Below are 25,230 nucleotides of genomic sequence, written 5' to 3' on the forward strand. Positions count from 1 at the left end.
TGCAGACAGGATTTTAGCTACATAACCACTATAGATGTCAAACTTCTTTCAAGAGCTTCAAAGGCGAAATGTTATCAAATCGGCCATTTCCTATGTAGTGATCGGCTGGGCAATTTTACAAGTAGCTGATATCTTATTTCCTGCCTTTAAAATTCCAGATAGTGCGATCCGCTATGTTTTGTATGCCTTGATTGGAGGCTTCCCTATATGGGTTATTTTCGCCTATATCTATGAGTGGACGCCTGCCGGTTTTCAACGAACCAGTACGGTACAAAATGAGGCTTCTGTTCATCAGCAAACTGGAAAGCGTCTTAACTTTTTTATTTTCGGGGGGATGGCGCTTGCGATTATCTTGTTATTGGCAGATAGGGTCTTCAATTTTACTGACACGCTTGAGACTACCGATGAGAAGAAAGCGATTGCAGTATTACCTTTTGAAAACATGAGCACCGCAGAAGATGCCTACTTTGCCAAAGGAATTACAGAGGATATTCTCACACAGATTTCGCAGATTGGGGACTTACGGGTTTTGAGTAATTTCACTATTCGAGATTATGATACAGAAGGAAAAACAGTAGAGGAAATAGGAGAAGAACTGAACGTAAACTATCTGCTCACCGGAAGTATTCGAAAAGCTGGCGAGCAGCTTCGCATCACATGTCAATTAGTGCAGCTTGACCCTGAAGAGCAGGCATGGGCAGAAAATTATGACAAAAGAATGGATGACGTTTTTGCCATACAGACCCAGGTAGCCGAAGAGGTAGCACGTAATCTTAAAGCCACTTTAAGCCCTGCAGAAAAAGCCAAAATAAAGGATAAACCCACCGATAATCTTGCGGCCTACAATATCTATCTGAAAGCAAGGGAAAAATATAACACCTATGAAAATGAAAATTTTAAAGAAGCAGCCGACCTCTTCAAAAAAGCAATTGCATTAGATCCTGAATTTAGTTTGGCCTATGCGGGCCTAGCAGAGACTTATGGAATAGGATATCTTAGGGGGTTCTACACAAATTTCTTCGCAGATTCTGCCAAAAAATATGCGGAAAAAGCAACGGTTTTAGGACCTAAAAGAGCAGAAACTTGGACGGCTTTGGGAACAGCCTTCCGTTGTGAAGGAAACTATGCTGAAGCTAAGGAGAAATACCAAAAAGCACTGACTTTTAATCCTAATTATCTATTGGCATTGGCGAATTTAGCAGATATTAGTATTCGACAAAACCGGCAAGTGGAAGCGATTAGGCTCTATCAAAAAATCATCAAGTCAAATCCTTTAAATTATAAAATTTTTGCTGGCATGGGGCTTACATACTTATTGTTGGATATGCCTTCTAAATCAGCGGCTTACCTCCAGAAAGCCATTTCTTTAAAGCAAGATAACCTTGACGTAAAGTTTTATTATGCGCTCTGGCATCTGTTCTACAGCACGCCTGATCAGGCCAAAACACAAATTAGAAAGTTTAAAGCTGCAGACCCACAAAACATAAGAGTAACTGCGACATGTGCAGTTTTGGCCTTAAATGTGGACCAAACACTTGCGAAAAAGTATGTGAATGAGTTGATTCAAAGCCCTGCATTCAATCCATCGGAGTATATTGATCAAACTCATGTCTTGAGTTATTTACTAATGGAAGAAGGCAAAATTGATTCCGCTAATTACTGGCTAGACACTACTATTACTATCCTGGAAAAGAAGATGAAAGAGGGGGGTAAAAACTCAGCACTTCCGGGTCTACTTATGGAAGCTTATGCTATCAAAGGAGAAAAAGAAAAAGCCTTACACCTGCTAGACAGTTTAAATCCTGAAAATGATCCTTCCCCTCCCATTGAGTATCTGAAAAGTCCATATTATGAAGACTTAAAAGATAATGATCGCTTCCAAAAAATTATGGGGGAAAAGCAGCAGTATATCAATGCAAAGCAGCTGGAGTTGAGTCGTCAAGAATTGGAGCTTCAATAATACAGCAATTGGTTTAAGAGGACGCTTGAAGCAGACTGCAAGAGGTCATGTAGAATCTTAGGAAATACCCTCGTTCCCGCCATGTTATGCATAGTGGTCAATCATTTTAGGCAACTTTTCTGGTTCCATAAAGCATTTAACCTACCCTCCTCTTATTCATCACCACCCATCTCCAAAGCTCTTGCATGCGTAGGTCCATCTAATCGAAAGCTTTGATCACCAGCAGGCAATTCCAATCCCCACTTCTTCATGACCGGAGCTTCCAATGATTTTTGTCTGTATTCATCAGGGGTCATGATTGGAATACCATAAATAATAGGGAAATAACGCTGACAAGCTGAGCAAGTCAAAAGCCCTTCAATAATTTCCTCTTCCTCCTGTTTAAAAATACTTATATTCAAATCACCCTTATCAAAAGGGCAGCACATTTTCTTTAATAGTCTGCTTTGCATAATTTTTTATTATCTCAATCCCTATATTCTTAATACTGTAGCTTTTCTTTATATTTTTTGGCAGCTGCTTCAGGATCGGCTTCATTTAAGATGCCTGAAATAACCGCAATACCATGGAAGGGGAGCTCCTTCAATTGCTCTAAATTCTTTTGATTGATTCCTCCCGAAAGAAAAATGGGCATATTGCTGATTTTGGTTGCTTTCTTGATGCTTTCGGGCTGTACAATATCACAGCTTTCAACCGAAGGAGATGGAAAAACGGAGCAAAAACTGATATAAGACAAGCCATTTTGCTCAGCCATGAGTACGGCTTCCATATCATTCGTAACCGTAAGGCCAATATATTGGTCTTTCAGTTTGGCCTGAATAGTTGGAAAATCGGCAGGCAATCGGTCAAAATGTACCCCATCTAATCCTGTCTCTAAGGCCAAGCGCCAGTCTTGATTCATAAGCATTGGCACTTGAAAATCCATTACCAATTCTTTAGCCCGCTTAATAAATTTTAATTTGGCTTCCTTGCTCTGATTCTCAGGCCAATGATCCCAAATCTGTACAATATCAACGCCCCCTTTCAAAGCTGCCTTTAGTTTGTTCAACAAGCTTTCGTGCTCTTGACTTGGGTCAATCACCAAATAAAGTCCTGCTAGTTTTTTCATTTCCATCCTGCTTGAAATGCTTTAAAAAATGCAGCCCAATAAGGATCCACCCCATCAAAAGTAAAAGGCTTCTGCTCTCCATTGGTTTGCACTAGCTGCTTGGAAGAGCCTTCCGTAAACTCTCCAATTTTATAAGCCTCAACTCCTTCTTCTGAAAGCCCTTGGATCAAGCGGTCTTCATTTCCCGGCTTTACCGCCATCAGCATAGAACCGGCACCGATAGAGATAAAGGGGTCGATCTCAAACAAATCAGTAATCTGCTTTACCTCCTCATTCAGTTTAATCTTATCTAATTCTACTGTGAAACCGCAGCCCGAGGCATCCGCCATTTCATCCAATGCTCCTAAAATTCCGCCTTCTGTTACATCATGCATCGCATGCAATTCTTTGTTTGGCTCCAGAATGCTGGAGGCCGCTAATGCTTCTTTCAATACAGAAAGATCCCAAAAGTTATTAGCCGCAATTTCTTGGGTTTGCTTACCGCACTTTTCACTTACCGTTTTAGGAAAAGCATTGGCTAAAAGGGAAGAGGATGATAAAGCCGCATGTTTTGTCATGATAATGCTATCGCCTACTCTTGCATTATTACTGCTTACTATTTTGTCTTTCGGAGCCTGTAAAAACATGGTGCCTCCTCCGGAAATGGTAGATTCCTGACCGGGAATCTGGCCTGTATGTCCGCCCGTAATACTAATGCCTATTTTTTTGCAAAGCGTATCTATGTGGCCCCAATACAAATTAAAATCTTCCCGAGACAAACTGACCGGAAGATTGAGTACAAACTGAGCATACTGGGGAGCAAATCCGGTAGTAGACATATCATTAGCCAATAGGTGCACGGATAAGTGAGCTGAAATTTCCATACCCAGAGACGGAATCAGAGATAGCGGATCACTAGAAGTGGCCAACGCATTTCCATTACCTAAGTCAATTATGGCCGTATCAACGCCAAATCTCGGGCCGCAAATTACTTCTTCTCTTTTGGCCCCACATTTATGCAGTAAATCCTCTTTAAACACCTGAGCATCTACTTTTCCAAATTGATCATCAAAAGCCGCCATCACACATCATTAAATTGTACATATAAACCAAAGAAATCACCATAAGGTAACTTCCACTGCTGACGTGGAAACCATTTGGGTAAGCCAGTTGCATTCCACTGAATGCTATAATCCCTGTCAGGAAGCGCCTCAGCAATAAGTTCTTTTAATGAAGCAGGCGTATAGAAATTAGCCGTTACGTAATAATTGTTTTGTCCAAATAACTGCTGTACCCTTCTTCGCACCAATTTGGGTGTGTTTCGGTTCATCATCCCAAAGATAATCCCATATTTACCTACTCTTGCGGCTTCACGGATTACTTCTATTGGTCTTTTGTAGTATTCGAAAGTGGTGATAAAGGCCAGTGCGTCAAACGTATGATTTTTAAAAGGCATATGATGAGAATCGGCTAGAACAAGGTCGCCATTGAAGAGGTGAACACCCTGGGCCAGCATAAAAGGAGAAATATCACCGCCTGTAGCCTGAATCCCTATTTCATGCCACCATCTTGTAAAGCGTGTAGTGCCACAGCCATATTCCAATAAGCTTTCAACGCGGCTATCTTTCTTTATGAGTTCTTCCAGCGTTCTTTTTTGCCAAACTTCCTGGCGCTTATAAGGTCCTTCGTAATAGGCCTCGTAGTGGTCGGTATCGTCTCTGTTAAAAAACCACTCCTGCCTACCTTGCCAATTGCGCAATTCACCGGTGGCGACATCAAATTTTTCCTTTTTTGAAATTTCAGTCATCGAACTTAATATTTATGACCTTTGCATGCAGGGGAAGAGGAAGTTCGAATGGCTTTCACAATTCCTACGCTAGCATTACCTAGATCAGGTTATTTGGGTATAATCTCAGCCGTTCAGTTGGCACCCCATGTAAAATATAAGACGAAGCTAAGGATAATTAAAAACTTAAGCAATGCTTTCAAAAAATATCCCTTAGGCACAGCGTAATGGTCCAAGCGGGCGCTTGAACTAGTGCTAACTTGAAACTAACTGAAATAGTATAATGCAAGCGTCCGCTTGTGCTTATGCTATAGAAAGATCAATAAGGCAACCGTTTTGGAAAGTCCTTCAGCAGGCTTAATTGAAAAAGCTGCCGCCTACAGTAGCGGAGAAGTGACATCAGAAATTGTCATCGAATCTCAAATTAAAAATATAAAATCCCGCTTAATCTTGTAATTAATTCTACTTTTAACTTTATGAACGAAGGAATTATTAAAAACGCTTATGAAGCAATGATCAAAGAGCTTCAAACCATCATTACGGTAGCCTATATTTTTGCCGTAGGGATTGGGATGCTATTTAATTATCAGAGGTATGATGAGTTCGGAATTAATATTTTTGATTATGCCGATGTATTTGACTTTCTGATCACTCCTTTCTCTGATTTTCAAGTCTTGCTTTTTACTATGATTTCTTTGCTGTTTACTTATTTGATTTACAAGCTAGATGTGGCTTGGAAAGGGAAGTACCCCAAGTGGTATTCGCGGTTAGTATATTTTGGTTTTGACCAAAAAAGCTGGTTTGCTAACTTTCGCTATTTCACATTTTTCATAGTGCTCATTTCCTACCTATACGTATCTGCGGATTGGTATGGATCAATTTCAAAAAAGCAACTTAAAAAGCTTGATCCTATTACTATTCAATTTTCAGATGGAGAAGTAAAAAAGGGTAAAATGATTGGAAAGACGAAAGAAGTGATTTTCATCATGTATGGCAAGCAAGTGGAGGTAATCCCTATTAGCTCTTTGGTTAAAACTATAAAAATGCCTGTTCAATAAGACCCGCAAATAGTATCTACCATTGGTCCAAAAGGGCATTTTTTGTTTTTTGTTGCAGCCGGCACAGCAGCAATACTCTTTGCTTTTCACTGGGAGAAAGGGATTGCACAATTAAAGAAAGAGTAAAATAGTACCATCTACTTCGTTTCGCAGGAAAAGCCTCCGGTCTATTAATTTGATATTACCAAAAATCCATTTCGGTTCTAAAATCTAAGAATTCAATATCGTTACACTTCTTTCTCTTGCTGATTATAGCGCTTACATTAATAAGTCATGATAATTGACTATATTAAAATGTTGTAAACAAATAACAGAACTATGAATAAGAAGCTAATTGGAATAATCCTTATTGTTGCGGGTGTAGCACTAGCAATTTGGGGGTATGATGTATATGATTCAGCAGGCTCACAAATCAGTAGAGCATTTAGTGGCGACACACCTATAGAGGCATGGATAGGAATGGTTGGCGGAGGTCTTTGTATTATTTTGGGGATTAAACAGCTACGGTAAATGATACCACATACCTAGCCCAAGCATCCGCTTGGGCTATATCCATTAGCGCGCATTCGTAACGCGTGCTTACTATTCTATACAAAATTATCCAAGCCCAGCCCAAAACCCTCCCAATCTTCCTAAGTTTGCACTTCAATGTCAGCAAAAATAGTTTTAACCATAGGAATCTTAGCGCATGTAGATGCAGGGAAAACCTCCTTGACGGAGTGCATGTATGCCAATCAACAATTAATCAGAAACGAAAGGAAGTAATAACATACCGTTAACAAATACCATTTAGTAAAAAAACTAGTAAACTGTACTTGACTGAACCCTATTTTTTTTGTTAATTCAATTAAAATAAGCACTATGCATAAGAACATCTACCTATTACTACTTCTTGTTTTAGTCATTTTTTCATGTGATCAATTAGCTCCAAAATCCGCATCAGAAAAAAATGAAGAAGATCCTTATCATAAAATTTCTTATCACGCAAATGGAAAATTAAGAACGGATGTTCACCTCGATTCTTCAGGAAGATATGATGGAGAAGCCAAGAAATTTTATGAAAGTGGCCAGCTAAAATCTCACACTACCTATAAGCATGGAGTAATCCAATATGCAAAACAATATCATGAGAATGGAAATTTAGAAATGGAATTCCCTTATAAAAATGGCAAGAAGAACGGCTTGCGTAAAAAATATTGGGAAAATGGAAAGCTACAATCACAAATGACCTATGTTAATGGGGAACCAAAAGCAGACCTGATCGAATACGATAGGAGCGGTGAAAAAGTAACTACTTATCCGGATCTCGTCATAAAGCAAATTGATAATATTGACAAAACTGGCCAATATATTCTTCAAGCATATTTTAGCTCAAATCCACAAAAAGGAACCTATTATTTAGGGGAATTGAAAAACGGAGTTTTGGAAACTTACACCACTAGAATGGCTAAAAACGGAAAGATAGGAGAAGAAATATATAGGCCTGCTCCAGGGACTTTCTTCATGAAAAAAGTCAATATAATTGGCAAGTTCATGACGGGTTATGGCAATATTCTAATTGTTGAAAAAGAAGTAAATCTAGCCTTTTCTAATTAATTATATAACATGCTTCTCGCTGACTTCAATTGATAATTTTCCGGCTCGAATGACAACCCTTTCTTGACTATTTGGCGAGCTTTAGACGTATATCCTCTACGGAAATATTCTAGGCAAAGCATGGAATATGCATTGCCTAATAAATTAGCTTGATAGGTGTTGATCTCACTTTTACTAATAGATTCTTCAAATTTACTTCTAAATTCTTCTGCTTGCTTCAAGTTTTTATCTTGTAAGGTTAAAAATATTGATTGCAATAATAGGTTTTGCTGTAGTTCTACAAGTATTTTATTTTCCAACAATTTTGGATACTTGCCAATCAGATTTTGTAAATCTTCTAAAGCTGTAATCTCATATTCATTCTCATAAATTTTAGCAAAGGACTGAAGCAACAATGGAGCGGTGCTAGTATGATTTGGCTGCAAGCTATACGCTATTTGAGCATTTTTATAAGAATTCTTATAATACCCTCTATTGAAATTCACAACTGCTAAATTGTAATTATAGTTAAATTTAACTCGATCTACCAGTGTAGAATCTTGTAATCTGTTTATTGTGTAGTTATACGCACTATCTGCTAATTTTAAATTTCCTTTGCTAATAAGTGTTTCCTGAATCATTCTGCCAATTTCTCCTTCTACCTGAGTGATATTGATTTCCTTTCCAAGAAATTTTTCAAGCTTCGGAAGCAGTATAATTTCATCCCAATTACTATAATCCGCCTGACCTAAAATACTAACAAGACTTATTTTTAATAATTCTTCTGTCTTTTCATTTGGGTAGATAAAATGAGCTTTCGAAAAATTTGTGTAAGCGGCTTTAAAATTTGACAAACTAAATTCTTGAATTCCCCTATTATAATATTGTAAAGAAGCCAACTCTAATTTATTTAACCTTTTACCTCCAAAATAATAGCGTTCGAAAACTGTATTAAGATCATTTCCTCTTATTTCGCTCTCTTTTATAATTTTTTGCGCCAATAATGTACTGATAAAATTCTCCTTAAAACCATTAGAAAATTCTGCAAAACCCTTTACTGGATCAGTGGTTTCAATTAAAATTTGTTCACCGTTTGGGTCTGCTATTAAATAGACATGTGTGGGGGTTTCTTTAATGGAATAAGGAATGCCTAACTCATCAAACATTAATGAATATAAAATTACTGCGCTAACACAATTGTATGTTCCGTCTTGAAAAACTTGATTAAAATAACTCAGTTCCTCATATTTAATCAGGAAATTCTCATGGATTTGTTCATATACTTTCTTCAAATCCTTTGAAAACCTCCTATGTATTTTTCGGTTTTTTAGATCTTCAACTTCTCTTTCAAATTGATAGGCTGATTGGTTTATAGAAGCAGAATCATCTACATTAATGGTAAAATAAAAAGGAAATAGATTTGATTGGTTTGTATCCAAATTATTGAAGAAATCTTCCTCCATGGAGGATTGAAAACTTAGTTCACTTAATTCATATTTGACTTGTGACTGAGCAAAAGAAAGAAAGGTGAAGAAAATAAGGCTTCCGCTGATGAATAATTTTAACATTGGTGATTCAGTAATGTGTAAGAATACTAACTTTCAGACTAATGTATTGATAATTCTTGAGCCATTAAAACCCTCTGAGAAATAATTTAAAATATAGTTTTAAATCTTCCTTAACCATTCTTCCACTGTTGGCGCAAGCGTGTCACTTGTGCCAAATGACATTATTAAAATTTATCGTCCCCACTAGGACTGATTTTAAAACATATTCTATATCCCCAACCCAAAATCCTCCCAAACTTCCTAAGTTTGTACCCTAATGCCAGCAAAAACAGTTTTAACCATAGGAATTTTAGCGCATGTAGATGCAGGGAAAACCTCTTTGACGGAGTGCTTACTACACCAGGCGGGTGCCACTAAAGCACAAGGCAGTGTAGATAAAGGTTCTGCTATCACAGATGGCTTGGCACTGGAGAAAAGCAGGGGGATTTCCATCAAAGCGGCTTCCGTTAATTTTAGCTGGAAACAAACGCAATTCCAATTGGTGGACACCCCGGGCCATATTGATTTTGCGGCAGAAGTAGATCGGGCGCTTTCCATTTTGGATGCGGTGATCTTAGTAGTTTCAGCTAAAGAAGGTGTTCAAGCCCATACCTTAAATTTATGGGAAAGTTTGAAGGAGCGTAATCTGCCTGTCATCATTTTCTTTAATAAAATCGATAGAGATGGTGTTTTCCCGGAGCAGGTTTTTGCTGATTTTCAGAAAGAATTAGACGCTAGGCTTTTTGCTTTGAATCTTTCTGATTTATCGGATTCCAATCAAGTGCATGTAGTACCTTTTGAAGCTTGTAGTGATCATGCAGATCATGCAATTATTGATCATTCCCTAGAAAATTTAGCCGAATGTGATGAGGCTTTTTTGGAAAAATACTTAGAAGGAACTATAGGCGAAATGTCCACTATTTTGGCGCAAGCCTTGCCACATATTCAAAATGGCAGTCTTTATCCTGTGCTATTTGGAAGTGCTAAGTTAGGTCTCGGCATTGATGGGTTATTGGACCAGTTGGATAAACTGATTCCTCCTCCGCAACATTACTTTTCTTCGCCAGCTGCCAAGGTTTTTAAAGTCGAGTTCCACGAAAAATTGGGGAGGCTCGCTTATATCAAATCTTATGGAGGCCTGCTGAAAACCAAAGACAGCATTCCGTCTCAAGAGATGGGCAAAGACATTAAAATCAACCAAATCTTTAAAGCAGAAGCTGGTGGATTGGAGCAAGTAGCAGAACTCCATCAGGGAGAAATCGGTTTGATTACCACTTCTGATATTATCCTGGCGGGAGATATTTTGGGCAATGAAAAACTCGCGGATTCCTTTTCCAAAATCAGTAATGCCGTATTGGCGGTAGAGGCAAAAGCCGTAGAAGAGAAAGATTATCAAAAGTTAGGAGAAGCATTAGAGATTCTCAATTTGGAAGATCCCATTTTGGATTTTAAATGGTTTAAGGAAGAAAGAGAATTTCACATCAAAATTCTAGGCCCTATTCAAACCGAGGTCTTGAAAGACAGCCTAAGCCAAAGATGGGGAATTGAAGCAGAATTCCTTCCGCCAAAAGTGATTTATAAAGAAACGCCTACTCAATCAGCCGAAGGCTTTGTCCGCTATTGGATGCCAAAACCATGCTGGGCGATTATGACATTTCTGATAGAGCCAGGAGAATCGGGCAGTGGTGTGAGCTTTGAAAACAAAGTCCGCACGAGCGATATCAGTCAAAAATACATTAATGAAGTAAAGCGCGCCATTCCGTGGACGTTGAAACAAGGTTTGCATGGCTATGAAGTAACGGACATCAAAATCACATTGATCAAAGGTGAAGAACATAATGTACACTCCAACCCGGGCGACTTTTTATTAGCCACGCCTATGGGAATCATGCGTGGATTGGAAAATGCAGGAACCGATCTTTTGGAACCTATGTATGCCTTTGAAATCAAAGCGCATCAGGAATATCTTGGGGCAGTCTCCAGTGATTTAAGTCAAATGCGGGCCACTTTGGAAAGTCCTCTTTTTGATGGGGAGTTTTTCATCATGAAAGGTCGGGTTGCGGTAGCCGAAGCGATGGATTATGCCATCCAATTCAATGCCACCACTTCTGGCAAAGGCCGACTAAAACTCAGTCTGGATGGCTATGAAAAAACCACACTAACAGAAGATAAAACCCGTCCCTACAAAGGTGTTTCCCCACTTGATGAATCGCAATGGATCTTGCATATGCGTGGTGCTTTTAAGGCGGATGAGAGGATGATGGGTTAGTAGGTTAATGTCTAGTTAGTCCAAGCGGACGCTTGAACCAGGTAATAAATTGGCTTGAACCTGTACTAAATTGAAACTAACTACAATTGCCTACCATAGCCCAAGCTTTTGCTTTATGCAGTTTATTCAACAGCTACTTCTCCAATCACTTCTAAACATGTAATATAAACCTGTTCTCCTACCATACAGATACTTCCCATTTCTTCGGCAGGTTCAAAGCCTAAACGTACGCGCTGACCATCTACGAATTGAAAATCCCACAATGGATCTTCGGTAGCTTCTTTCGGAAGCGGTGGAGTAGCACACCAGCCCCAACGCCACATAGGCTCTAAATAATCACCATTGTCAAGTTGGAAAACAAAACCACAACCATCCAAGCCTTCTAAGTCCACTACCGTTGCGGTATAAGTACAATCTTGGGAAATTTTTGCTTCTTCCGGTTCGCAAGCTAAAACGCTTAGCAATATTACCATTACTGCTATTATTCTGTTCATTTTATTTGAGGTTAAGATACTTCAAAGACACTTTATGGATTTAATAGGTTGGAATTTTTTTAAATATGAAATATCAGAGACCTTAAAATCAAAAATCTGTGAGGCATGCCTTTAAAGCATTGCAATATTAAAAATAACTGGAATAACCCAAGTAGTGGTTTGTGTTTGATTCTAGAATTATACAGATTTAATATACCCTCATTTCTTTCCTACCAAATAATAAAATTTCATTTCTTTCCAATTGCATTTTTCTCCATTTTTAAAGAAATTAAAATTTCAACCAAAACAGTTTCAACCAGTATGTCCCATAAATTTCAGAACAAGTACCGCATAGCAACTGCTAGATTAAAAAATTGGGATTATGGCAGCAATGCCACCTATTTCGTAACCATCTGCACCAAAAACAGACAACATTTTTTCGGTGAAATCAGGAATCAGAAAATGTTTTTAAATGATATCGGAAAAATGGTAGAATTCGAATGGTTAAAATCATTCGAATTACGACCCGATATGAATTTGTATATGGGTGAATATCAGGTAATGCCCAATCATTTTCATGGGATTGTGGGGATTGGGGAAAATCGGTATAATACGATAAACGGTATGAACCGTGATTGTAGAGACGCCATGCATGGCGTCTCTACCCCCATCCACAAACCAACCCACGCCCCCACGCACAATCCCAATAAATTCGGCCCACAATCCAAAAATTTGGGTTCCATTATGCGTGGATTTAAATCTGCGGTGACCGTTGGTGCACGATTGATTAATCCTGATTTTGGATGGCAGGAACGTTTTCATGATCATATTATCCGTGATAAACGATCATTTATTCGTATTTCGGAATACATTAAAAATAACCCCAAAAATTGGCGGGATGATCGGTTTTGGTAATAACCGTTTTTACCCCAACACAACCCCAACCCCAATCATCTCCAACAAATATGGATTATGATCAATGATTATAATATCATTGGTAAAGACGCGATGCATCGCGTCTCCACCATGCATCCCGTCTTTACCAACAATCTTATTCAGAATACCATACAACAAATCAATATCCGCATAATGCAAACCAGTGCTGGGTTCATCTAAAATATATAGGGTGTTTTTCGTTGGCTTTTGGAGCCAGTTCAACAATAACAGCCTTTGCTTTTCACCAGAAGAAAGGGACTGCACCGGCTGGTCTAAACGGAGGTGTGCCAAGCCGATTTTTTCAAGTTGATTAATCAATTGGAGGCTTTTTGAAGATGGCCTTTCCTCTGCTAACCAATCTTTTAATTCCATTAAATTCATTGCTAAAACATCTGCAATAGATGCCGACCGAACGCTATGCTCCAGAATTTGATTTTGATAACGTTGTCCTTTGCAAACTTCACATTTTTCAATCGAATTGGCGGCTACATCCAGACTAGTTTCCACATATCCTTTTCCTTTGCAATTTGGGCACTGACTACTTTTTGATTTATAGGAAAAGTCCTGAGCTTTTAGGCCTGTTTCTTTTGCAAAAACCTTGGTAACATCCTTTAGCAGATCTAAATAATCCACCAATAAAGTGGCAGCATATGTCCTGAGCTTTTTGGACTCAAAATAATGTACCTCTTTATATTTTTTAGGAAATTCAATGCTTTCACAGTTTACCGGTTTCCCTTGCTGAATACTTGGCATCAGGATATCTTTCACCAAAGTGGTTTTCCCTATACCTGATTTTCCTGAAATAGCGGTAATACCCTCAACCGGCACATTCAATTCATCTTTGACAAGCGTATGTTTCGATAATTTTCGGATAGCAATATATTCCTTTCCATCTGAAAGTTTAATTGGAATTGATTTAGTTTTCAAAAAAGGATGGCAATCGGGTTCTTTCAGGAAATCTTGAGGGCTTCCCTGATAGTTAATATATCCACCCAACTTTCCGGCTTTAGGCCCCAGTTGAACCAGCTGATCAGCCGCCAATATAATTTCTTTATTGTGCTCAATCACAATCACCGTATTGCCTTTTTTAATCAGGTGTTTTAGAATTTGGATCAAATCGGGGATATTGTCATTTGACAAACCTGCAGAAGGCTCATCTAGCAAATAAGTGATGCCCTTAAGTGGACTATTTAACTGTTTGATCAATGCTACTCGTTGATTTTCCCCACCAGAAAGTGTGGCCGATTTTCGGTTCAGCTGAAGATGATCAATATGCAATTGTTTTGCTCGCTTGATGGTGTTGATTAAATGCGGTTCTATTTTCTCAATAAGCTTTTGATCTACCTCATCAAGTGTACCATCAGCAGAAAGCCATTTTTCTAAGCTTTTAAAATCCATTGATTTGATTTGGTGAATGGACTTGCTTGCAATTTGAAAAGTTAATCTTTCTGGTTTTAATCCGCTTCCCTCACAATGGCTGCACTCAGCAGGAGCAAAAAGTGCGGTTAAATGTGCTATATTTTTATTCTTCCTGGTCTTATAATATTCGGATTTTAGATAGTGAAAAAGACCTTCCCATTTCATACTTACTGCCTGTGTTCCTTGATTGGTTTTGGTTTTATAATTCCAATTGGCTTTCCAATCTTTATCGCCCGCACCATGGAAGATTATATTTTTTTGTTGATTGCTAAGTTCTTTAAAAGCCGTTTCCAAGCTGAATCCATTTTCCAGCCCTACCTCTTTTAATATTGCCATATATTGACTGCCTGCCTGACCATAATAGGCCAGTGCTTTATTATGCTCAAATAATCCTATGGCAATGCTTTTTTCCTCATCCAAGACGATTTTACCCAAATCAGGAAGCAATTCTTCCCCATAACCATCACAAACGGCACATTTTCCCAGTTCATGATTATTGGAAAAATGACTGGCTGACAACTCTTCTCCTTCATATTGTGCCTTTCTGGAAAAGGCAAAGCGCAAGATTTTATCTATACCCGTTTGCTTGGCAATATCAGAACGCTCGGAATAGCTTCTCTCCTTTCGCGTGATGCAAATGGTTGGAGTCAAGCCTGCAATATGCTCTACTTCAAACTGGAAATTTACACCTACTCTAGATTGTTGATAAGCCGAAAACTGTTTGGTCATTTCCTGCAGTCCATAGCCATGAAGCGTGTCAATCACCAATGAGGATTTACCCGAACCCGAAATTCCGGTGACTACAGATAATTGATTTTTCGGGAAATCGATATCTAAATCTTTTAGATGGTGAGTTCTTGCACCTCTGATGGAAATTTGGTCGGTTTTCTGGTCTGCTAATTCTTTGAAATCCACCGGTTCCGCTTTCTGTGCATTATCCACCAGCGTATCACAATCTGATTGAAAAAGCGGATGATTTTCAAAGCAAATAATTCCTGCCGTTTGCTTTTTCAATTCATGCAATGCCGCAAGTAGTTGTTTGACGTTTTGCTGATGTAATCCAATACTAGGTTCTTCTAGTAAAAGAATTGTATTTTTTGATGGCTTGGCAAAATGCTTGGTCAATTTAATTCGCTGCGCCTCCCCACCGGATAAAGTGTTGGAAGGTTGTCCCAATTTGATATACCCGAGTCCCAATTGCAGCATTAAAGACAGAATGGAAGTGATTTGATTTTCTTCAGAGAAGAATTCATAAGCTTCTTCAATGCTCAAATTATATATATCTGCGATATTTTTTTCGTTCCAATGCACTCGTAATACCTCAGGCTTAAATCGCTTGCCATTACAAACTGGGCAGATCTGGTTGATCGAGCCCATGACATTCATGGAAAGCGTGATAACCCCGGCCCCTTCACAGCTTTCACATCTACCACTTTTGTTATTAAAAGAAAAGGCTCCTTTTGCCAATTTTAATGATTTTGCCTCAGGAGTTTTCGCTAGCAAATCCCGTATTTTATCCGCCAAACCTGTATAAGTAGAAGGATTGCTTCGGGGCGTTTTGCCAATTGGTTGATCGGATACTGTGAGGAGGTTTAATTCTTCCTTTTCACAAAAATTGTTTATGATTTTAAGAAATTGAGGCGTCTTTCTGCTGACTACAGACAGACCCTTTGGCTTGGCTTGAAATTTGTCTTCAGATTCAGTTCTAGGTAACTCGATAAATTTTGTTTTGGCTGCTTTCAGTTCTGATAATGTTGGACTTGAAATATCATTGGAATTTAAAAAGTCCTGAAGTTTTCCATTAAAAACTATTTCTCCACCATGTACACCCGCTTCCGGTCCTAATTCCACAACCCAATCCGCAGACTGGATAAAATTGAGGTCATGTTCCACTACCATCACCGTATTTCCTCGGCTAATCAATCGCTTTAGGATATGACGCAAATAGAGTTGGTATTCTTCTGATAACCCAATGGATGGCTCATCAAAAACATATAAAATACCTTGTAAGCTGCTATTTACTTGCTTGATTAATTTGATTCGTTGTGCATCACCGGAGGAAATATCAGTACTTGGTGTACTTAATTGGTATTCTCCCATTCCCAATCGAATCAAATCATGCAATTGAATACAAATCTTATCAACCAATACTTTTTCTCCTGCTGATAAGTCTTGATTTTTCAATTGAGCATATAGATTATGCAGTGGAATCTCCATCCATCCCTGAAAATTCAATCCTTTCCATTCATACTTCAGATGCTCTGGTTTAATTCGTGCTCCCATGCAATCAGGGCAAGTTTCAGAGCTGACAAATTTGAGGATATTTTTATTTCTATCTCTTTTCAAGATGTCTTTCATAACCGAAAGTATTCCTTGATAAAAGTGTTCTTCACGTGGTTTTGCTTTGAAGCCTTCCCATCTGAGTCGCGATTCTAAATCATGCTTCCCATAAAATACTTTGATGCGATCGCTTCCATTTAAAATCACATCTTTTTGCTCATCCGTGAGCTCTTTCCATGGAATGTCCACACTAAAACCATGCGCTTTACAGACTTTGTTTAATTCCTCCACTGTTACCTGAGAATACACAATGTAACCAGTGGGCAAGGTGGTGACGATGGCACCTTCCCTCAAGGTTTTGTTTTCATCTCCGATCAACTTATCGAGATCAATATATTCTGCCTGACCAATTCCATGACATTTCTCACAGGCTCCTTTAGGATGATTAAAAGAAAAGAGGGATTTGCTCATGGTCTCATTAGCGGAATAGCGCGCAAATAAAATTCTGAAGATAGCTGTCAATTCGGAGAGCGTACCAAAAGTAGCATTGATGGACTGAAAACGCTTCGATTGTTCCACCTTAATAACTGGGGGCAAATACTGAATGTCATCCACCTCCGCAGTGGGTATTAATTGCCCATTCTGTTGCCCATAGGCAGGAAGACTCTCCAAAAAATAGCGATATCCTTCATTGGCAATTACGCCCATCGCCAAAGAGGATTTCCCCGATCCCGACAAACCGGTCACCACAATCAATTGGTTTTCAGGAATTGATAAGTTTATGTTTTTGAGATTATTTTGATGGGCGTTTACTATCTTCATAAATGCGATCCTTTTTTAGAGCTTGCTTTTGTAGGGTAAACTTAAAAAGATTTTGATGTTTTAGCTTAAGCCATTAATTAATCTATTTAGACTTTAAACTAAACCCCCTCATCTAAATAGATTAGTTTTGATTATGTGAGACATATTGGGTAACTTAATTATTTTATAAAAAATAACGTTTAATTATAATTTAAGAACTAAATTGAGCAGTTAGGGATATCTAATTTTTTAATAGTGTCATTATAAATAGGTTGGTTTTTTAGATATATGAATCAAATACAACTGGCAAATATTATTTTACAACAGTCTAGCGAGCCTCATTGGATGGTCGATAGTAATTATCATTTGGTCTATGCCAACAATGCCTTTCAAAGCTTTACAATGAAGGGGGGAGAAAAGCAATTGAATAAAATTGTTTTCTTGGGAAACATCAGCAAGGATCATAAAAGATCATGGAGAACATGTTATGATCGTGCGCTTAATGGAGAAAGAGTTGTAATAGAGGAGCAATTCGAAAATAAAAAAATAAACGAAACTCACTATTACCAAATAACTTTCGAACCAATAACTAATGGAGAAAATAAATATTTTGCAGTAGCATGCCACGCAAAAGAGATTAGCTTAGCTGAGAGTAATTTGGTGGCTAAGGACAGGCATATTATCCCACAAAGAACTAAAGAAAAAGAATTAAATAATTTATTTGAAACGATCCCAGGTATTCTCTGCCTTACGGACTTTAGCGGTAGAATCCTAAAGATAAATAAAGCTGGCTGCAGCCTTTTAGGTTACAAAGAAGAAGATTTTTTACAAGAAAACTTAAGCAAGTTCATATATCCTGATGACTTAGACAATACGACAAAGGAATTAAGTCGTTTGGAGGCAGGGGAAACCATCGTTAAATTTGAAAATCGCTATCTTACTAAAAGAGGCGATATTACTTGGCTCAGCTGGTACTGCAATGCTGATTCGAATGAAGGGGTTATTACCGCCACGGCTAAGGACATTACTGAGGAGAAAAAATTAAAACAGCTCAATAAACAAGCAAGTAATCTTGCCAAGGTTGGGAGCTGGGAATACGACCTGATTAAAGATGACCTGTTTTGGTCAGATGAAGTGCATCGTTTGCACGAAACGGACCCAAGTACTTTCGTACCAAGTGTAGAACGCGCCATTGATTTTTATAAGGAAGAACATAAATCATTTGTTTCAGATGTGATCTTCAAAGCGATCAAAGAAGGGGGTTATTTGGATTATGAAGCTGCTATAATATCTAAGAGTAAGAAAGAAAAATGGATAAGGGTAATAGCAAGTCCGGAGTACGTTGAGGGAAAATGCGTGAAGTTTATCGGTAGTTTTCAGGATATAACTGACCTTAAAGAAGCTAACGTCAGACTACAAAGTTTATCAGACAATATCCCTGGAGTGGTTTTTCAATACCTGCTTTTACCAGATGGAACGGATGAGTTTAGGTATGTGAGTAAGGGTTCTAAAAGAATTTGGTCCTATACCCCTGAGGAAGTTATGAATGACCTTGATTTGGTTTGGGATCAAATCAAAGCAGGAGGTGATTTGGAGGCCGTTAAAAAAAGTATCGAAGAGTCAATTGAAAACATGACCCAATGGTCCATTCAATATAGAATTCTAAGACCAGATGGCGAAAAACGGATAATCCAAGGTTCAGGTATACCTAAATTTGGATCTGATGGAACCATTCTTTTCAATTCTGTAGCGCTAGATGTAACCGAGCAAGCAAAAAACGAAGAGCTATTGAAAGACCTTAATCAACAATTAAAAAAACACACCTTTGAATTAGAACACTCTAATGAAAAGTTAAGGGAAATAGCTTGGACGCAGTCGCATATTGTACGGACTCCCTTATCTAGAATATTAGGAATAATTAATCTGTTAGAAAATAAAGAGGATTTAAGCAAAGACTTATTGGCTTGGTTAGATCATTTGAAAAAGTCGACCCAAGAATTAGATGACATTGTAAAGAAAATAATTAAAGAAGCAAATGACTTTATCAAAGAGGAGCCTAATTAAATGGAAAAAGAATTATTTATAATCGATGACGACTCTATTTATAGAATGATCGTTTCATCAATGTTGGAAGATATACTACCTGAATTGCAAATTACAGAATGTGATAATGGTGAAATTGGTTTAGCTAAGTTAAAAGAAGTAGAGAATTCCAACAAAGAGATTATTGTTTTGCTTGATATAAATATGCCCATTTTAAATGGCTGGGAGTTTTTAGAAGAGATAAAAAATCAAAACTATTACAAACTATCGACTTTGAAAATATACTTGGTTTCATCATCCACCGATGAAAGTGACATATCAAAAAGTAAACAGTTCAATTATCTTTCTGGATTTTATCACAAACCATTAGAAATAGATGATCTTAGAAAGATCTTGGAATTGAATTGAGCAAAAAGGAAATGAAAGGTCGGAGGCCTTTGCAAATCATACCTTTTAGACTTAAAAGTATTCAGGAATCAAACCCCTTATCTTTTCCATTGTTTCCTCTACACCTAGCTCGCTCATTCCTCCTGCTGCATTAGCATGTCCACCTCCATTGAAGTGTTCAGAGGCAAGTATATTTACTGCGTTTTCTTCGCCTTTTGAACGGAAGGATATTTTCATGATTCCATCTCGTTCGGTAAATACAATAGCCGCTTTCATGCCTTGAATCGATAAGGCTTGATTAGCTAAATTATCGGTATCTCCTTTTTGGTACTGATATTCGCTTAGTTCTTCCTTGGATAAGGAAATAATCGCAACATTGTAGTCCTCTAGTATTTCCATTTTTTTGCTCATGGCATATCCTTGTAGCCTCAATTTAGTAGCGGTATTATTATCACTTAATGCTTCGTGAATCAAGTGCTGCTCTACCCCAGAGGCTAGCAGCTTTGCCAATACTTCATGTGTTCGTGGCGTGGTAGAAGGAAAGCGAAAACTCCCGGTATCGGTTAATATGCCCAAGTATAATGGGGTGCCGATGGATTGATCAAGTAAATCACCATGGCCTGATTCTTCTATGAGCTCTACAATCAGCTCTGCAGTGGAAGAGGCCGTTGTTTCCGAAACACTCAAAGTGGCCGGCAATTCCGGAGCCAGGTGATGGTCAATCATGATGGTTTTACAGTCTTTTGCCTCTAAAAGGGCTTGCATCTCTGAACCAATTCTATTAGATGCATTATAATCCAAACAAAAGATCAGATCGGCTGCCTCAAAGGCCTTAGTGACAGCTTCGGGCTGTTCCGTCATCACCAAAAAAGAGGAAGTATCCAGCCAGTGCAAAAACTTTGGCGCAGGATCCGGATGACAAACCGTTGCAGTTTTCCCAAGCTTTTCAATAAAGTGTAAAAGACCAAGAGAACTCCCGACTGAATCTCCATCAGGAGATTTGTGAGAAGTGATGATAATGTTGTTGGCAGCCTTTATTTCAGCTGCGATTTTTAAGTATATATTCATGTAAAAGATTTTTATAATCAGATTCCGACTGAAAAATAGTCTGCAAGTTATGGATTTTAATGGGCACCTCTTAGCTTTTACGAAAAGCCGCTAGACTTACTTGCGGTAAAATACTATTATTAGGCTTAGGCCTTGTAGCTAGTTGATTTCCAGGAATTGATAAATTAATATTTTTAAGATTATTTTGGTGGGTGTTTTTGATGTGCATTTGATTTAATTTGGTAAAGATCATGTGGCAGAGACGCAATGCATTGCGTCTTTACAGGCATTGTGTCTCTACAAATTTTTTACGAAATTACAATTTAAGAGGCCTTTCCACAAAAGAAGATGTTTTAATTAATTTTAAACCGAACTGAAATTTTCTTGCTTGATTCCATGGGAGTATCTCCTCTTTTAGCAGGTTCCCATTTTGGGCCTTCCATGATTAAACGGATTGCTTCTTCATCACAGCCATCTCCTAGTCCTCTTATAACTTCAACTTCCGTAATGCTACCGGTTGCACTGATACTTAATTTTAATCTGACCTTTCCTTCTGTACCTGCCTCTAGTGCTTTGGGAGGATATCTTAAATTATCTTTGAGATAATCACGGTAATCAGAAAAACCCATTCTAGGCCTTGCTCCACTGTAGGTATTGTCTTCTTCTTTCTCTTGGCCGATACTTGTAACGACTACTTCGCTTAATTGAGCTACATCAGTGTTTAGAAATATTTTATTTTCCGCTTCTTTACTCACAACAAATTCTTGCTGTTCCATGCCTATAAAATTCACAATGAGTACATCGTTTAAATTTGCTGCAATCTCAAAGGAACCATCTAGATCAGTGCTAGTGCCTATGGAAGTACCTTTGAGAATTACATTAGCTCCTGGAATAGCCTCTCCCGTTTCAGCATCTAGCACTTCTCCTGAAATCCTTTGGGAGACAGCAACTTTTCTCTTATCTCCTTGATCCGTTTGCTCATTGGTGGGAGCAATAGAAGATGCCAATTCATTGGCCTTTTTACTTCTTGCTACTGAAGATTTGTTTTGATCGGTCTCAATTTCTGCTACCTTTCCCGCCATCGAGTCTTTATTAAACTCTTGAAAGCTGTCTTCATAAGGAACAGCAGTTTCCGATACAATTAAATCCTCCTCAATACTAATCGATTCTTTTTGAGCAATGCGTTCAGCATCTTCGACTGTTTTGATAGGCAATTCTATTTCTTGTTTACTTTCAGAATCATTACTTTTAACCATTGCTTTTGGTAGATTCTCAGATTCCTTTTCTCTTGATTCATCTTGAACAGGGATGGGAGGGTTTGCTGGGTTTTCGTAATCATCAAATTTTATGGCCTCTTCCGATTTAATAGCCAAGGGAGTAAATGATTCATCTTGCTGAAAACACATAATAATGAGTACGCTGGAAATAATTAGCAATAAAAAGACGGCAGCAAAAGGCAATGCTTTTCTCCAAAAAGGTATTGTTCGTTGTTCTTGCTTAGGAGTAGTTCTAGCCTGCAAATTAGCTTTAAGGCTTGGCAAATCATGCAGTGCCTCTGGATTTTCCAAATAACCTTCCATGGCCTCTGCCTCAAAAGGGTGACTCAGCAAATATTTTTCAACTTGATGTTGTTCTTCAGGCCTTAAAGTGCCATTAACATAAGCTTGCATTTTTTCTATGCTAAATTCCCAATTAGGGTCAATATGGTTTTTATCTTTCTTCACTTTGTTCCATGCACTGTTTTAAATTACGTTTTGCATTTTGTATGTAGCTTTTCACTTTCTTTAATTCGTAAGAGGTACTATCCGTAATCTCCTGATAACTCTTTTTGTCTAAGTAAAACAATTCCACACATCGCTTTTGTTCTTTTTTTAATTGCGCGATACATGCAGTCAATCTTTCCAGATTGTCTTCCTTAACAGTGTAGTCTTCTTCATGATGCTTCCATTGCCCATTTTCCATAAGCTCAAGGTCTGAAAAATCAAAATTATCCGTTTTTTGCCGTTTTTGCTTTCTCAATTCCATTAAACAATGGTTTTTGGATAGCACGTAAAGCCAACTTTTAAAGTTTTCTACCCCGTGCTTGGGAATTTTTATCACTAACTCCTCAAAAATAGCCATCACAGCATCTTGGGCTGAATCTTTGTCTTTCAAATATTTTAGACAAACTCCGTAAACCAGATGCATATAAGGTTTATATAGTTTGCCCAACAGATCAAGATCTTGAGATTCTCGGAATTGTTCAAGCAATTGTTTTTCTTCTTGTATGTCGTTTTTATCTGTCACTCAATGATGCTGTGGAAGTTGCTAAGTTAATTTTTTATAACTCAATAAAATACAGAAATCTGGAATTCTCATTTTAAGTCAAAACTAAATTGCAAAATTTTATCCATGTACACGGGTTTGATTTATCGTCTTTTAAATGACTATTTGATTGCACATTGCCTCTAGTTTCTTTTCAAAAAATAAAAAACTGAAAATAATTTTATGGAATTTATGGAGTGGCTGCATCCTGACTACAAATATGTTTCACATAAAATTATCGATTATGAAAAAGTTAATGGATGCAATAAGAGTAAGTAGTCTGATTTTGATCAGTTCTGCTATGTTAGCCGCACAATCAATCACTATCAGCGGGAAAGTCACGGATTTCGATAGTGGCGAGGATTTACCTGGAGTAAATGTATTACTGAAAGGTAGCGCCATAGGGGTAACTACTGATTTAAATGGAGAATATTCCATCAAAGTGCCTTCTCTAAAGGGGGTATTAGTTTTTAGCTACATTGGAATGGAGAAAAAGGAAGTGCCAATTAAAGGGCGAAGTGTTATTGATGTGCAATTGCAAGCTGATGTTGCCCAATTATCTGAAGTGGTAGTCACTAGTAGTCCTGTTCGGAATTTTTTCTCACAAAGAAAAGCGGTAAGCTATGAGGCTGAGCAAGTTTATTTCATGGAAGATGCTGAATCATCCTATCATCAGCCTAACACCGAGGATTACGAAGGTCTTGACGAAAATACTTTTCAGGAAGCTACCCAAAATCCACTGTCCACTTTTTCCATAGATGTAGATGCCGCTTCTTACTCTAATATGAGAAGATTTATTAACAATGGTCAAAATCCACCTAAAGATGCAGTGAGGATAGAGGAAATGATTAACTACTTCAATTATGACTACAAACAACCAAGTGGTCAAGATCCATTTTCTATTAACACCGAAGTAGCGCCAGCCCCTTGGAATGAAAAACATCAACTTGTGCATATTGGATTGCAGGGTAAGGTAATTCCAACAGAAAATCTGCCTGCTTCCAATCTAGTTTTTCTCTTAGATGTGTCAGGTTCTATGTTTGCTCAAAATAAGCTGCCCTTACTGAAGTCAGGTCTTAAAATGTTGGTTGAACAGCTCCGAGAAGAGGATATGGTATCTATTGTGGTGTATGCTGGTGCCGCAGGATGTGTGCTTCCCCCTACTTCAGGCAAAGAAAAAAACAAAATCATTGAAGCGCTACAAAACTTACAGGCTGGTGGTTCTACTGCCGGTGGTGCAGGCATAGAACTGGCCTATAAAATCGCGAAAGAAAATTTCATGAAAGAAGGCAACAACCGAATCATTTTAGCCACTGATGGCGACTTTAATGTGGGGGCGAGTTCAAATGAAGCCATGGAAGATTTGATTGAAAAGAAAAGAAAAGAAGGCGTCTTTCTTACTGTTTTAGGCTTTGGAATGGGTAACTATAAGGATTCAAAAATGGAAATATTGGCTGATAAAGGAAATGGCAATTATGCTTATATCGACAATATTTTAGAAGCGAAAAAAGTGTTAGTAAACGAATTTGGAGGGACACTCTTCACCATTGCCAAAGATGTTAAAATTCAGGTAGAGTTCAATCCTGCAAACGTTACAGCCTATCGATTAATTGGCTACGAGAATAGAAAGCTTAATAATGAAGATTTTAATAATGATAAGAAAGATGCTGGTGAACTAGGCTCTGGTCATACTGTTACCGCTTTATATGAAATTATCCCAAAAGGTGTGGATAGTTATTTTAAACCTATTGATGATTTAAAATACCAACAAAATAAGCCTAAAATAGAAAAAGCCAGTTATGGTGATGAGCTACTTACCGTAAAATTCAGATACAAAGCTCCGAATGAAGAGGTCAGCCAGTTAATTGTTAAAACGGTAGAAAATACCATTAAAGCACTTGATAAAACGTCTGATAATTTTCGTTGGTCGGCTGCTGTAGCTATTTACGGGATGCTTTTGAAGGATTCTGATTATCTTGAAAAAGGTGATTATCAGTTAGTGGCAGATTTAGCAAAAAGTGCAAAAGGAGAAGATGAAAATGGTTATAGAATAGAATTCATCAAGCTGGTAGAATCGAGCAGTATGATGGCTAAAAATTAATTCTTAGTTGTTAATATTTTAAAATTTGTATTGGTTGCTATATATTGGGTGCATTGTAGAGACGCGATGAATTGTGGAGACGCCATGCATGGCGTCTCTGTAAACCCCCAATTTTTGCATTCCCCCTTATTGTTTTACTTTTGTGCACCACAAAACA

At 38.0% G+C, this 25,230-nt stretch carries 20 protein-coding genes and 1 riboswitch; of the genes, 10 read left to right on the forward strand and 10 right to left on the reverse strand.

Translation table 11 applies throughout. The annotated features are described in order from the left end of the window. The first annotated feature begins 34 nt into the window (after positions 1 to 34). The gene (locus QYS49_RS03210) at positions 35 to 1,960 is read left to right on the forward strand and encodes a tetratricopeptide repeat protein (protein ID WP_308350197.1); all 1,926 of its coding nucleotides are present in this window, start codon (positions 35 to 37) and stop codon (positions 1,958 to 1,960) included. A gap of 152 nt (positions 1,961 to 2,112) precedes the next feature. Here the strand turns inward: QYS49_RS03210 and QYS49_RS03215 are convergent, their stop codons facing one another. From QYS49_RS03215 to QYS49_RS03230, 4 genes are read right to left on the reverse strand one after another with little or no spacing between them, the layout of a single operon-like run. Further along, a complete protein-coding gene (locus tag QYS49_RS03215; RefSeq protein ID WP_308350198.1) occupies positions 2,113 to 2,412 on the reverse strand; it encodes a Trm112 family protein in 300 nt (99 codons plus the stop codon). A 29-nt stretch (positions 2,413 to 2,441) separates the two neighbouring features. Further along, positions 2,442 to 3,068 (reverse strand): thiamine phosphate synthase, encoded by a 627-nt coding sequence (locus QYS49_RS03220; protein WP_308350199.1) that lies wholly within the window; start codon positions 3,066 to 3,068, stop codon positions 2,442 to 2,444. Beyond that, on the reverse strand, positions 3,065 to 4,129 hold the full coding sequence (locus QYS49_RS03225; protein WP_308350200.1) for an AIR synthase-related protein: 1,065 nt from the start codon (positions 4,127 to 4,129) through the stop codon (positions 3,065 to 3,067). Before QYS49_RS03225 ends, QYS49_RS03220 begins: the two co-directional genes overlap by 4 nt. Beyond that, a complete protein-coding gene (locus tag QYS49_RS03230) occupies positions 4,129 to 4,854 on the reverse strand; it encodes a class I SAM-dependent methyltransferase (RefSeq protein WP_308350201.1) in 726 nt (241 codons plus the stop codon). The genes QYS49_RS03225 and QYS49_RS03230 overlap by 1 nt, the downstream gene beginning before the upstream one ends. Before the next feature lie 43 nt (positions 4,855 to 4,897). After that, a riboswitch (TPP riboswitch) is annotated at positions 4,898 to 4,992 on the reverse strand. 317 nt (positions 4,993 to 5,309) lie between these two features. Here QYS49_RS03230 and QYS49_RS03235 point away from each other — a divergent pair. The 4 genes from QYS49_RS03235 (at position 5,310) to QYS49_RS03250 (ending at position 7,487) form a co-directional block, all read left to right on the forward strand. After that, positions 5,310 to 5,891: a hypothetical protein gene (locus tag QYS49_RS03235; RefSeq protein WP_308350202.1), complete on the forward strand. Its 582-nt coding sequence runs from the start codon at positions 5,310 to 5,312 to the stop codon at positions 5,889 to 5,891. A gap of 318 nt (positions 5,892 to 6,209) precedes the next feature. Beyond that, entirely contained in the window at positions 6,210 to 6,401 is a 192-nt protein-coding gene (locus QYS49_RS03240) for a DUF3185 family protein (RefSeq protein WP_308350203.1), read from the forward strand. Between the two features lie 138 nt (positions 6,402 to 6,539). Beyond that, positions 6,540 to 6,656 carry a GTP-binding protein gene (locus QYS49_RS03245; RefSeq protein ID WP_308350204.1) on the forward strand — a complete coding sequence of 39 codons (117 nt, stop codon included), beginning with the start codon at positions 6,540 to 6,542 and terminating at the stop codon, positions 6,654 to 6,656. 96 nt (positions 6,657 to 6,752) lie between these two features. Beyond that, positions 6,753 to 7,487 (forward strand): toxin-antitoxin system YwqK family antitoxin, encoded by a 735-nt coding sequence (locus tag QYS49_RS03250; protein WP_308350205.1) that lies wholly within the window; start codon positions 6,753 to 6,755, stop codon positions 7,485 to 7,487. On the opposite strand, the gene QYS49_RS03255 is transcribed toward QYS49_RS03250, so the two are convergent. Further along, positions 7,484 to 9,034, reverse strand: coding sequence for a hypothetical protein (locus QYS49_RS03255; protein WP_308350206.1), 1,551 nt, complete (start codon positions 9,032 to 9,034; stop codon positions 7,484 to 7,486). The two genes, QYS49_RS03250 and QYS49_RS03255, sit on opposite strands and share 4 nt — an antisense overlap. A 256-nt stretch (positions 9,035 to 9,290) precedes the next feature. Here QYS49_RS03255 and QYS49_RS03260 point away from each other — a divergent pair, with 256 nt between their 5' ends. Continuing rightward, positions 9,291 to 11,282: a GTP-binding protein gene (locus tag QYS49_RS03260; protein ID WP_308350207.1), complete on the forward strand. Its 1,992-nt coding sequence runs from the start codon at positions 9,291 to 9,293 to the stop codon at positions 11,280 to 11,282. Between the two features lie 122 nt (positions 11,283 to 11,404). Here the strand turns inward: QYS49_RS03260 and QYS49_RS03265 are convergent, their stop codons facing one another. After that, positions 11,405 to 11,776, reverse strand: a complete 372-nt coding sequence (locus tag QYS49_RS03265; protein WP_308350208.1) for a hypothetical protein — start codon at positions 11,774 to 11,776, stop codon at positions 11,405 to 11,407. Positions 11,777 to 11,881: 105 nt separating this feature from the next. Between QYS49_RS03265 and QYS49_RS03270 the strand changes: the two genes are divergently transcribed. After that, positions 11,882 to 12,670 carry a transposase gene (locus QYS49_RS03270; protein ID WP_308350209.1) on the forward strand — a complete coding sequence of 263 codons (789 nt, stop codon included), beginning with the start codon at positions 11,882 to 11,884 and terminating at the stop codon, positions 12,668 to 12,670. Between the two features lie 9 nt (positions 12,671 to 12,679). Here the strand turns inward: QYS49_RS03270 and QYS49_RS03275 are convergent, their stop codons facing one another. After that, positions 12,680 to 17,212, reverse strand: coding sequence for an ATP-binding cassette domain-containing protein (locus tag QYS49_RS03275; RefSeq protein ID WP_308350210.1), 4,533 nt, complete (start codon positions 17,210 to 17,212; stop codon positions 12,680 to 12,682). Between the two features lie 267 nt (positions 17,213 to 17,479). On the opposite strand from QYS49_RS03275, the gene QYS49_RS03280 reads away from it, so the two are divergent. Together QYS49_RS03280 and QYS49_RS03285 are read left to right on the forward strand one after the other, a co-directional pair. After that, a complete protein-coding gene (locus QYS49_RS03280) occupies positions 17,480 to 19,255 on the forward strand; it encodes a PAS domain-containing protein (protein ID WP_308350211.1) in 1,776 nt (591 codons plus the stop codon). Next, a complete protein-coding gene (locus QYS49_RS03285; protein ID WP_308350212.1) occupies positions 19,256 to 19,642 on the forward strand; it encodes a response regulator in 387 nt (128 codons plus the stop codon). 51 nt (positions 19,643 to 19,693) lie between these two features. Here QYS49_RS03285 and QYS49_RS03290 read toward each other — a convergent pair whose 3' ends face one another. From QYS49_RS03290 to QYS49_RS03300, 3 genes are all read right to left on the reverse strand, one after another. Then, entirely contained in the window at positions 19,694 to 20,689 is a 996-nt protein-coding gene (locus QYS49_RS03290; protein ID WP_308350213.1) for a DHH family phosphoesterase, read from the reverse strand. 332 nt (positions 20,690 to 21,021) lie between these two features. After that, positions 21,022 to 22,392, reverse strand: coding sequence for a TonB family protein (locus QYS49_RS03295; RefSeq protein WP_308350214.1), 1,371 nt, complete (start codon positions 22,390 to 22,392; stop codon positions 21,022 to 21,024). Next, positions 22,379 to 22,954, reverse strand: a complete 576-nt coding sequence (locus tag QYS49_RS03300; protein ID WP_308350215.1) for an RNA polymerase sigma factor — start codon at positions 22,952 to 22,954, stop codon at positions 22,379 to 22,381. Before QYS49_RS03300 ends, QYS49_RS03295 begins: the two co-directional genes overlap by 14 nt. Before the next feature lie 262 nt (positions 22,955 to 23,216). Here QYS49_RS03300 and QYS49_RS03305 point away from each other — a divergent pair, with 262 nt between their 5' ends. After that, positions 23,217 to 25,073 carry a vWA domain-containing protein gene (locus QYS49_RS03305; RefSeq protein WP_308350216.1) on the forward strand — a complete coding sequence of 619 codons (1,857 nt, stop codon included), beginning with the start codon at positions 23,217 to 23,219 and terminating at the stop codon, positions 25,071 to 25,073. The last annotated feature ends 157 nt before the right edge of the window (positions 25,074 to 25,230 follow it).

The organism is Marivirga salinae, from assembly GCF_030503855.1.
In the GTDB taxonomy this organism is placed as follows: domain Bacteria; phylum Bacteroidota; class Bacteroidia; order Cytophagales; family Cyclobacteriaceae; genus Marivirga; species Marivirga salinarum.